Source organism: Paenirhizobium daejeonense (assembly GCF_014280875.1).
GTDB classification, from domain to species: domain Bacteria; phylum Pseudomonadota; class Alphaproteobacteria; order Rhizobiales; family Rhizobiaceae; genus Allorhizobium; species Allorhizobium daejeonense.
On sequence record NZ_JACLAL010000002.1, the window covers coordinates 203,235 to 214,225 of the forward strand.

Below are 10,991 nucleotides of genomic sequence, written 5' to 3' on the forward strand. Positions count from 1 at the left end.
TCACCCTACTTTCAAGAGCGGCTACGCGCGTCGCTCGTTATCGCAAAGGCCTTCTGTGTGGCCGAATCGCGGCCATAGACGTCATCGAAATATTCAACCACGCCGTTCTTGTTCGGCCATGCCGTAAAGTAGGCCACGTAGACCGGGATTTTCTGCGGCACCTGAACGGCGCGATTCTGGCCGGAGGCGATCTGCTTGCCGATTTCACCGACGGTCGTCCCCATAACGGCAGCCGCCATCTCCCTAGGCTCGGCAAGACGCACGCAACCATGGCTGAGTGCCCGCATGTCCCGTTTGAAGAAGCTCTTCGACGGTGTGTCGTGCATGTAGATCGCATGCGCGTTCGGGAAGAGGATCTTGAGTTCGCCCAGCGCATTGTCGCCACCCGGCGGCTGTCGAACATCAACGGAATGGGTCGTGTTCCAGTTCACCGCAGTCGAAGAAACCGTGCGACCATTATAGCTCACCTGATAGCCAAGACGATCGAGGTATGCCGGATCCTGCCGAAGCTTGGGCAACATCTCGTTGACGATGATCGACTTCGGCACGCCCCAGTAGGGGTTGAACTCGACGGTCTGGATCATGTCCTGGAAGAAATAGGTCTGGTTGGACTTGGAGCCGACCACGACCCGCATCGACAGCTGCTCACGGCCTTCATTGTAATAATAGGCCATATACGCGGGCTGATTGATGAAGACGTAGCGCTGGCCGAAATCGGCCGGCAGCCAACGGATCTCTTCCATCGCCACAAGCAGTTTTTCGATCTTCTCCGCGTTGCTATGGCCGGTCAGCGCCCGAATGGTCGCACGACCGATCACACCGTCAGGCTTCAGGCCCTTTTCCTGCTGGAAGGCTTCGACCAGAGCAACCAACTCCGGCGTATATTCCGGCGTGCCGGCATAGCCTTCAAGCACAGCGCCATGCTGCGCCTTGAGCGCGTCGGACGCCTGCGTCTTGATGACGGCGAGGATATTGGCGAGTTCGGGATTGCTCTGGCCGGGCTTCAACAGTGTGTCCGGTGCAATCCTAACAGTCACGCCTCCCGCCTGACCGTCTTCCGCCTTCAGGCGGGCCAGTTCGGCCTTCATTGCGGTGAACTGGGCGTTATCCGGATCGCGGCTGCGAATATAAGCGCCGACGTCGGGGCTGAGACGGGCCATGTTGAGGACCGGTGCCAGGTTGACCGACTTGCGTTTGAAGTCGTGGTAACCCGAAAGCTTGTTCGGATCGATACGGCCGCGCACCGTGTCGTTCACATACGCCAGAACCTTGGCCGAAAGCGCCAGTTCAAACCGGGCAAGTTCCTTTGTGACTTTGTCCGGGTCGGCCGCATCGCTCGCATCCGACGGCAAAGCGACGGCGTAGTCTGCGGGGTCGAGGCCCGCTACATCGGCGGCAGCCAGTGCGGTCATGGCAGCGCGGGCCTGATCCGTGACGCCCGTCTCGGAGATCCAGATCAAGGGCTTGCCGGACTTATAGTAGTCTTCGACGACCGCAGCCACATCCGCCGTTGCATTCACCTTGACCGAAGACAGGAAGTCGCGGGGACCGCGGGTTGCTGCGGTATCCGCGCCGCCGGCAGACGCGGGAATGGCGATCGCACGCGTCGCTTCGGCCTTGTAGGTGTAGTAGCGCGGACCGGTGATCTTCGGCAGAGGTTCCGGATCGCCCATCTCCAGGCCGCCGTTGGCCTGTGGCTCGATGACGGAATTCGCCGCCGGCTTGTTCTTGGCCGGACCGCCGCGCAGAAGATCCAGAAGCGTCGCTGCATTGGCGGAATGTGGAAAGGCGGTGAAGCCCGTCACCGCGGCCAGCACTGCCGTTGCCGCGATCATGTTGTATCTCGTCATTTCGCTCTCGTTCCCGATATGGGTTCGTGACAAGCCGGCTCGGGGGTACAGCCGACCCACTAGGCGCGGATCACTAGCTGATCAGCACCATATTGAAAAGTTGTGACTGCTTAAGAACGCGACCGACTCGCTTATCGGATTGGGTTTCATCTGACCGGAAATGTCTGTCGCATTCGACACAAAGTAAGTGAAAATATTCGTTAATTTTCCATTTACTGATCACATGAAGTTGACCACACGCGCGATCTTCCCAATTTCGCAAATGCGAATTCACCGTCGTCAGTGCCAAATATGCCACGCAGCGCATGATGCGTTCTCCCCGGCCAAACGCCGGGAGCCATTGCTGAGGTCTTTCTTTTCAGGAGACAGCCGGACCGCCAGCCTGAATACGGTTCGCAGTGTCCTCGAAGACAGGGCATCTCATCTCCGGTGAGGCCCTGCAACAATCCTTCATCAGGGATACGGCAACCTGGCGCAGCAGCGGCGCCTCCACCCTGTAACGGATGTGTCTCCCCGCTCTCTGTCCGGAAATCAGTCCGGCATTTGTGAGCACGGTCAGATTTGTCGACAGCGTGTTGGCGCGAATTCCGAGGCGTTCACCGATATCGCCAGCGTTGAGTCCGGCGGGCGCGTGTCGCGCCAGCAAGCGAATGATCGAAAGACGCCCCTCGTGGCCGAGGGCGGATAGCGCCGCGAGAACGGGTTTGAAATCCGGGTTTCCAGAAGGCATGGACTTTCACATTTCTAAAACGGGCTCATCTCACATGAACGAGCCGATAACTTGACAATTATAATCATGTAAATGCTATTCGATTGCGTCCCGACCACATCCTCCTAATGTGGCGGAACCTTTTGAATCAATCCGGAGCAGGAAAAATGAATACCCGCACAGAAAGCGATACTTTCGGACCGATCGAAGTTGCAAGCGACCGTTACTGGGGCGCCCAAGCGGAACGTTCCCGCGGCAACTTCAAGATCGGCTGGGAAAAGCAGCCGCTTTCGGTAGTCCGCGCGCTCGGCATCGTCAAGCAGGCAGCAGCTCGCGCCAACATGGCACTCGGCCATCTTGACCCCACTCTCGGCGACCCGATCGTAAAAGCCGCGCAGGAGGTTATCGACGGCAAGCTCAATGATCATTTCCCTCTGGTAGTCTGGCAGACAGGTTCCGGCACACAGTCGAACATGAATGCCAATGAGGTGATCTCCAACCGCGCTATCGAAATGCTGGGCGGCGTGATGGGCTCTAAGAAGCCGATCCATCCGAACGACCATGTCAACATGAGCCAGTCGTCGAACGACACCTATCCGACTGCCATGCACATCGCCTGCGCGGAGCAGATCGTTCACCACCTGATCCCCGGCCTCAAGCACCTGCACGAAGCGCTCGATGCAAAATCGAAGGCATTCGCGCATATCATCAAGATCGGCCGCACCCACACCCAGGACGCCACGCCGCTTACCCTCGGCCAAGAATTCTCTGGTTATGCCGCTCAGGTCGCATCTGCCATCAAGCGCATCGAATTGACCCTGCCGGGCCTTTACGAACTCGCCCAAGGCGGCACCGCCGTCGGTACCGGCCTCAATGCGCCGGTAGGCTTTGCGGAAAAGGTGGCGGATGAGATCGCGAAGATCACCGACCTGCCCTTCGTCACGGCGCCGAACAAGTTCGAAGCGCTGGCGGCTCATGACGCGATGGTCTTCGCCCATGGCGCGATCAATGCCGCCGCCGCCGCCCTCTTCAAGATCGCGAACGATATCCGTTTCCTCGGCTCTGGCCCACGCGCCGGCCTCGGCGAACTCTCCCTGCCGGAAAACGAGCCGGGCTCCTCGATCATGCCGGGCAAGGTCAACCCGACCCAGTCGGAGGCGCTCACACAGGTCTGCGCCCACATCTTCGGCAACAATGCGGCTATTACCTTCGCCGGCAGCCAAGGCCATTTCGAACTCAATGTCTACAACCCGATGATGGCCTACAATTTCCTGCAATCAACCCAGTTGCTGGGTGATGCCGCACGTTCCTTCACCGACAATTGCGTCGTTGGCATCGAGGCGCGCGAGGACAACATCAAGCGCGGCGTGGAAAACTCGCTGATGCTGGTGACGGCGCTGAACACCCGCCTCGGCTACGACACCTGCGCCAAGATCGCCAAGACGGCCCACAAGAACGGCACGACGCTTCGACAGGAAGCCGTCGGCGGCGGTTACCTCACCAACGAGGAATTCGACGAACTGGTGCGGCCGGAACTGATGATCGGCCCGAAATGATGAAGAGGTCCTGAGCGACCCGCAGAACGCGTTACCCGGCGAAAACCGTGACTAAAAAGTCAGGTTTTCGCCGGTCATCGAACGACTTTAGAACCATTGCAAAACAGGCCTTCCGGGACTAGACCGGCGTGCGAAATACGCTTCCGCACATCGTCCAGAAAGGCTCCGCAATGGCTGACGATCTTTTCCCGCTCGGCGAAGATACCACTCCCTACCGCAAGATCACGTCCGACTATGTTTCCACGACCACCTTCAATGGCAAGGAAATCCTGATCGTTGAGCCGGAGGGCCTGCGCCTCCTCGCGGAGACCGCGCTTGCCGACATCAACCATCTTCTTCGCCCGGGCCACCTGAAGCAGCTCGCCTCGATCCTCGAAGATCCCGAGGCAACCGACAACGACCGTTTCGTTGCTTATGACCTCCTGAAGAATGCCAACATCGCAGCCGGCGGGATCCTGCCGATGTGCCAGGATACAGGCACCGCGATCGTGATGGCCAAGAAGGGCCGTCGAGTGTGGACAGAAGGCGGCGACTACGAAGCGCTGGCCGCCGGCGTGCGCGACGCCTACGAGAAGAAGAACCTGCGTTACTCGCAGCTCGCCCCCATCAAGATGTTCGAGGAAAAGAACACCAAGACCAACCTGCCGGCGCAGATCGATATCTACGAGGAAGGCGATGATGCCTACAAGTTCCTGTTCATGGCCAAGGGCGGTGGCTCAGCCAACAAGACCTTCCTTTATCAGGGCACGCCTTCCCTGCTGACCCATGACCGCATGATCGACTTCCTCAAGGAAAAGATCCTCACCCTCGGCACGGCAGCCTGTCCCCCCTACCATCTGGCCATCGTTATCGGCGGCCTGTCGGCGGAGATGAACCTGAAAACGGTCAAGCTCGCCTCCGCCCGCTATCTCGACAGCCTGCCGACCGAAGGCTCGGAAAGCGCCCATGCCTTCCGCGATCTGGAGATGGAGAAGGAAATCCACAAGCTTACCCAGCAAATGGGGGTTGGAGCACAGTTCGGCGGTAAATATTTCTGTCATGACGTCCGCGTCATTCGCCTGCCGCGTCACGGCGCGTCCCTGCCCATCGGCCTCGGCGTATCCTGTTCCGCCGACCGCCAAGCGGTCGGAAAGATCACCAAAGACGGTATCTACATCGAACAGCTCGAGACCGATCCGTCGAAGTACATGCCGGAAATCGACGAAACGGCCCTTTCCTCTTCTGTGGTAAGGATCGATCTCAACAAGCCGATGAGCGACATCCTGGCCGAACTGACCAAGCATCCGGTCAAGACGCGCCTTTCGTTGACCGGCACCATCATCGTCGCCCGCGACCTCGCCCACTCCAAGATTCGCGAACGGCTGGAAAAGGGCGAAGGCATGCCGGACTACATGAAGAACCATCCGGTCTACTATGCCGGCCCGGCCAAGACCCCGACCGGTTATGCCTCCGGCTCTTTCGGTCCGACGACGGCCGGTCGCATGGACAGCTATGTCGACCAGTTCCAGTCCTTCGGCGGCTCCATGGTCATGCTCGCCAAGGGCAACCGGTCGCGTGCCGTTCGCGAAGCATGCAAGAAGCATGGCGGCTTCTATCTTGGCTCGATCGGCGGTCCGGCCGCCCGTCTTGCCCAGGACTGTATCAAGAAGGTGGAAGTGCTCGAATACCCGGAGCTCGGTATGGAAGCAGTCTGGAAGATCGAGGTCGAGGATTTCCCCGCCTTCATCGTCACCGACGACAAGGGCAACGACTTCTTCCAGGAGTTCAACCTCGGCTGACGTTCAACGTTACCATTAAGCAAAAGGATGCGGCACTGCAGTGCCGCATCCTCCAGCTGTCCCTAGTAACCCTTTGAAAACCAAAGGATGAAAACGGATTTCGCAGCGCAGCACGAAATCTGACCAACAAGTATTGGGGTAGCGGATGTTAAAACTTTTCAAACAATTTTAGTTCAACAATGTATTGGGGATGACAAATCCAAAGACATCAACTGGAGTTCGCCGATGAGCACGGCAACGACGCCCAAGGGACAGGTTCCCGACGTTGCGGCGCAAATCACATATGCCATGCGGACGATGGGTGTAGCGCCCATCCCCCGTAATTATGAGCTTTTCTACGAAGCTTATATCGGCTCGAACCCTTCTCTGACCCGCGAACTGGCAGCCCTTGGCAATCGCGCCACCCAGGACGAATTGGATGCGCTGGGTCAGCAGTATTTCGGCAATCACCATCAAAGCCGGGTCATCGAGACGGCACATTCGAGGATCGTTACCGAACTCGATGGCCTGCTGCGCCTTCTGAAGCAGGAGCAGAACTCCCTCGAAAGCTATAACAAACTGCTGGGCGAGACCTATACCCGCATAAACTCCAAGAGCAGCACCAGCGCGGACATCCTTAGAAGCGCAATCTCGATCCTGACCGAGGCCACTGGCGACACGATGGCGCACGGGGAACAGACGGTCGAGAAATTCAGCCAGAAATCTCAGGAGATGGATCAGGTCCGCAAGGAACTGGATGAATACAAGCGCATCGCCAATACCGACTCCCTTACGCGGATTGCCAACCGCCGCGCCTTCGATGAGCGCCTGGCTTCGATCTACGATACCTCATCCAACAGCCCGCTGACGGCCCTGGTGCTGGCTGATATCGACAACTTCAAGAAGATCAACGACACCTACGGCCACCCCGTGGGCGACAAGATCCTCGCAACGGTTGCGACCGTGATCCGCTCGAACGTCCGCAAGGACTGTTTCGTAGCCCGCACCGGTGGCGAGGAATTCGCGATCATTATCGATGGCAACACCGCGGAAGAGGTCAACCAGATGTGCGAGCGCGTGCGCAACGCACTCGAAACCACGCCCTTCAAGAATTCAAAGACCGGGATCAACTACGGCCCGATCACCATGTCGCTCGGATTTTGCATGTCGGGCGAAGCCGAAGACCCGGGCGAACTATACGCGAAATCCGATATCGCACTCTATTGCGCCAAGAATGCCGGTCGTAACCGCACCAAATATTACGAGGACGGCATGAAGAAGGATTTCACCAAAAGCTGGTTGATCTACAAACGGTAGGCAGCGTCCGTTAGTCCCGCGCGGCGCGACGGCGCGCGCCTGCCTTACCAATGCGGCTACCACATGGTCTTTGCTGCGCGCGCCGGCCATTCCCGATCATAGGTTTCCTTGTCGAAATCGGCCTTCGCCGCCTTCAGCAAGTCACCGGGTGTCGGCAGGCTCTTCGGATCGACAAAGCTCTCGGGGTTCCAGAGATCGGCACGCATGATTGCCCGCGCGCACTGGAAATAGACCTCATCAATAGTCACCAGCACCACCGTGCGCGGATGTTTTCCGTCCATCTGGAAGCTTTGCAGCAAAGCCTCGTCGACGGAGATCACCGCCTGCCCGTTGACCCGGATTGCCGTGTTCGAGCCGGGAATGAGGAACATCAGCGCAACGCGCGGATCCCGGACGATATTGAGCAGCGAATCGATGCGGTTATTGCCGCGCCAATCAGGCAGAGCGAGCGTCTTGTCATCCTCAACTCGCACCACCGAACCACGGTCGCCCCGTGGAGAGCAATCGAGGCCCTCCGGCCCGGACGTCGCAAACGCCACGAAAGGAGCGATCTCGATCATCCGGCGATATTCCGCGGTGAGGCTCGCCGTAACCTTGGCAACCGACGCCTCGGACACGCCGTCATAGATCTTTTTCAGCTCGTCAGGACTGCGAATGATGCACATGGAACCTCCCGGGACAGCCTGTCATATGGCTTCTCGCACTAGGTCCGTTTCGTATCAGATTGATGACACCTCGCGAAGTGGTCCGGGCGACGTCTCGACCATTGAAAGGGAAGCTTCGGAGCCGCAGAGAAACTGGCTGGTCGCGGCGATCACCTCCGGGGCGCTGACGATACGCCGATGGCCGTAACCGTTCGCCCAGAGATGCTGCACCTTATCCGAAATGCCGAGATAGCGCTTGGCATGGTCCGCCCGCACTTCCTTGTCGTCCTCCGCATGAATGACGAGGAGCGGTCGATCGATACGTCGCGCAATCGGAACGGCGTCATAAGCATCGACCGGAGCTCCGGTCATGGTTTCCGAATATGTAGCGACACGTTCGCGCACCGCGCTCCCAAGCCCGACGAGATCCGCGAAATCACGCATGACGTCAGTTATTCGCGACGGAGAACCGATCAGCACCATCCGCCCGGCTCGAAAGGCCGGAACGCAGCCAAAGATTCCGCCCGACGCCGTCATCAGGCTCGCTCCGCCGAAGGAATGTCCGACGGCTCCGTCGAACGGCCCGAACTGCGCCTGCGCCGCAACAATCGCCTCCGCCGCGCGCCGCATATCGAGAAGCCGGCCCGACGAACGCCCGTGACCGGGCAGATCCAGCAGAACCACTTCCGCACCGCTCGCCTGAAGTCCGGAAGCGATGTCCATCAGGTATTCCACCCGCGCGCCCCATCCATGTACCACGAGCACCCGCCGCGGCGCCGATTCTCGTGAAGACAACCGGTAGGCACAGACGAAACCGCTGCTGGTCGGAAGCGTGATCCTCTCCGCCAGGGAAAGCCGTTGCTCCCCAGCGGCAAACACCGCCTTTGCCTTGTCGCCCTTCGGCTTCCTCGAAGGCGTCACGCAGAAGAGCCGGAAAGCCAGCTTCGCGGCGATATCCGGGGAGACACGTCCAAGCACAGAGAAGCCGGCACGGGTGACCTTGATGGCAAAGGATGGCATAGTCTGAATATCCGCTATAACGTTCAATCATGAACAATAAAGTACAACGATGAACAAAAATCAAGTCTTGCCCTGGGATCATCCTCGTTTCAAGAGCTGGATCGCAGTGGGTCGGGCCTGCCAGTTGATGCAGCAGGCCCTGACGCGGGCGCTGGTCGATCTCGATATCAAGCCGCCGCACCTCGACATACTGGTCAATCTCTTTCGCTTCGAAGGCATTTCGCAGCAGGAACTGGCCCGCAAGCTGCTAGTCGGACGCTCCAACATGAGCATGCTGCTGCCGCAAATGGAAAAGCGCGGCCTTCTGGAGCGCAGGCCCGACCCGAAAGACAAGAGAGTGCTACGGCTCTACCTGACCGAAGCGGGGCGCGAACTGACCAGCCGGGCCATGGTCATCCAGACGGATATCATTGAGAAAACTCTATCGGCGACGCCGATCGAGGACTGCCTCGCCATGGCCGATAACATGGAAAAACTAATCGCCCGGCTTCAGCAGCAAGGCGTCGTCGACGCATAGCCGGCCGTTTCACTGGATCCGCCAGCCCTCAGCGGGGATCGCGGCTTAAGCCCTTGGCGGCAAGTTCACCTTCATATTCGGCAAACTTCTCTCCACCGATCAGCCCGAGTTCGTGCAGATAGCTCCAGGTGAAGATGCCGGTGTCATGACCATCGTCGAAGCGGATCCGGACGGCGTAATTGCCGGTCTGGACCATATCGGAAATGGCGACGTTTCGCTTGCCCGGCACCGTGACCTTCTGGTCGGGGGCGTGCCCCTGAACCTCTGCGGAAGGCGAAAGCACACGCAACATTTCCGCCGGCAGGACGGCTTTTGTCCCGTCATTGAAGGTCACTGTCAACTGCCTGCGATCCCTCGAGACCTTGAGTTCGCTTGGCCAGACTTCGCTCATCGTCATGCTCCACCACCGGATTCCGGACAGACAGTTAGGCGTCGCGGTCGTGCAGTGCAAGATATTTTGATCACCACCAACCCTCAGTATAGCTTGACGCAAATCCCTGAAATCCCCATCCTATTAGGGAAAACCGGTAATATCCAAGAAACCGGGAGGTTCCTTTGAATTTCAAAGCAGGTCCATGGCCAGGCGCATCGGCTTTGGTTGGCAGCAGCGCCCCCATGATCGACCCGTTCGGCCGGGCCGTGACGTATATGCGTGTGTCGGTGACAGACCGCTGCGACTTCCGCTGCACCTATTGCATGGCGGAAAACATGACCTTCCTGCCGAAAAAGGACCTGCTTACGCTCGAGGAACTCGACCGGCTCTGTTCCGCCTTCATCGCCAAGGGCGTACGTAAGCTCCGTCTGACGGGCGGGGAGCCGCTTGTGCGAAAGAACATCATGTTCCTCGTCAGAAGCCTTTCTCGCCATCTTCAATCGGGCGCGCTCGACGAACTGACGCTGACAACGAATGGATCGCAGCTTGCCCGCTTTGCCGACGAGCTAGCTGAATGTGGCGTTCGCCGCATCAACGTGTCGCTCGACACCCTTGATCCCGACAAGTTCCATGCGATCACCCGCTGGGGCGATATAGGAAAGGTCATGGAAGGCATCGCCGCCGCGCAGCGCGCCGGCATCCGGGTCAAGCTCAACGCTGTCGCGCTCAAGGATTTCAACGAGCACGAGATCCCGGACCTCCTGCGTTACGCCCATGAGAATGACATGGAGCTCACCCTGATCGAGACCATGCCGATGGGTGAAACGGACGAAGATCGTACCGACCAGTACTTGCCGCTTTCCACCGTGCGCGAGCGTCTGTCACAGAATTTCACTATGACCGACATTCCGCTTTCGACCGGTGGCCCGGCACGCTACGTCGATGTGGCGGAAACCGGCGGGCGTCTGGGCTTCATAACGCCGCTGACCCATAATTTCTGCGAGAGCTGCAACCGGGTGCGAGTGACCTGCACCGGCACACTCTACATGTGCCTCGGCCAGAACGATGCTGCCGACCTCAGGACCGCCTTGCGGGCCTCGCCTGACGACGCCCTGCTTTCCGCGGCTATCGATGAGGCCATCGGCCGGAAGCCCAAGGGTCATGACTTCATCATCGACCGAGACCACCGCCGTCCGGCCGTGGCCCGCCATATGAGCGTCACCGGCGGCTGAACATTTTGGAATTCAG

At 59.0% G+C, this 10,991-nt stretch carries 10 protein-coding genes; 5 read left to right on the forward strand and 5 right to left on the reverse strand.

Annotation, left to right across the window (positions count from 1 at the left end; genetic code table 11):
* Positions 1-11 precede the first annotated feature (11 nt).
* Positions 12-1,850: a L,D-transpeptidase family protein gene (locus H4I99_RS04605; RefSeq protein ID WP_163899550.1), complete on the reverse strand. Its 1,839-nt coding sequence runs from the start codon at positions 1,848-1,850 to the stop codon at positions 12-14.
* A 358-nt stretch (positions 1,851-2,208) separates the two neighbouring features.
* Positions 2,209-2,580, reverse strand: coding sequence for an ArsR/SmtB family transcription factor (locus H4I99_RS04610; RefSeq protein ID WP_163899552.1), 372 nt, complete (start codon positions 2,578-2,580; stop codon positions 2,209-2,211).
* A gap of 146 nt (positions 2,581-2,726) precedes the next feature.
* Here H4I99_RS04610 and fumC point away from each other — a divergent pair, with 146 nt between their 5' ends.
* The 3 genes from fumC (at position 2,727) to H4I99_RS04625 (ending at position 7,189) form a co-directional block, all read left to right on the forward strand.
* Positions 2,727-4,115, forward strand: a complete 1,389-nt coding sequence (gene fumC, locus H4I99_RS04615; protein WP_163899554.1) for a class II fumarate hydratase — start codon at positions 2,727-2,729, stop codon at positions 4,113-4,115.
* Positions 4,116-4,285: 170 nt separating this feature from the next.
* Positions 4,286-5,893 (forward strand): fumarate hydratase, encoded by a 1,608-nt coding sequence (locus tag H4I99_RS04620; RefSeq protein ID WP_163899556.1) that lies wholly within the window; start codon positions 4,286-4,288, stop codon positions 5,891-5,893.
* A gap of 225 nt (positions 5,894-6,118) precedes the next feature.
* On the forward strand, positions 6,119-7,189 hold the full coding sequence (locus H4I99_RS04625; protein ID WP_163899558.1) for a GGDEF domain-containing protein: 1,071 nt from the start codon (positions 6,119-6,121) through the stop codon (positions 7,187-7,189).
* 56 nt (positions 7,190-7,245) lie between these two features.
* Here the strand turns inward: H4I99_RS04625 and H4I99_RS04630 are convergent, their stop codons facing one another.
* Together H4I99_RS04630 and H4I99_RS04635 are read right to left on the reverse strand one after the other, a co-directional pair.
* Positions 7,246-7,854 carry a pyridoxamine 5'-phosphate oxidase family protein gene (locus tag H4I99_RS04630; protein WP_163899560.1) on the reverse strand — a complete coding sequence of 203 codons (609 nt, stop codon included), beginning with the start codon at positions 7,852-7,854 and terminating at the stop codon, positions 7,246-7,248.
* 54 nt (positions 7,855-7,908) lie between these two features.
* A complete protein-coding gene (locus H4I99_RS04635; RefSeq protein ID WP_163899562.1) occupies positions 7,909-8,853 on the reverse strand; it encodes an alpha/beta hydrolase in 945 nt (314 codons plus the stop codon).
* Between the two features lie 49 nt (positions 8,854-8,902).
* Between H4I99_RS04635 and H4I99_RS04640 the strand changes: the two genes are divergently transcribed.
* Entirely contained in the window at positions 8,903-9,370 is a 468-nt protein-coding gene (locus H4I99_RS04640) for a MarR family winged helix-turn-helix transcriptional regulator (RefSeq protein WP_163899563.1), read from the forward strand.
* A 28-nt stretch (positions 9,371-9,398) separates the two neighbouring features.
* Here the strand turns inward: H4I99_RS04640 and H4I99_RS04645 are convergent, their stop codons facing one another.
* Positions 9,399-9,761, reverse strand: coding sequence for a gamma-butyrobetaine hydroxylase family protein (locus H4I99_RS04645; RefSeq protein ID WP_163899566.1), 363 nt, complete (start codon positions 9,759-9,761; stop codon positions 9,399-9,401).
* A gap of 224 nt (positions 9,762-9,985) precedes the next feature.
* Between H4I99_RS04645 and moaA the strand changes: the two genes are divergently transcribed.
* A complete protein-coding gene (moaA, locus tag H4I99_RS04650; protein ID WP_163899567.1) occupies positions 9,986-10,975 on the forward strand; it encodes a GTP 3',8-cyclase MoaA in 990 nt (329 codons plus the stop codon).
* Positions 10,976-10,991 lie beyond the last annotated feature (16 nt).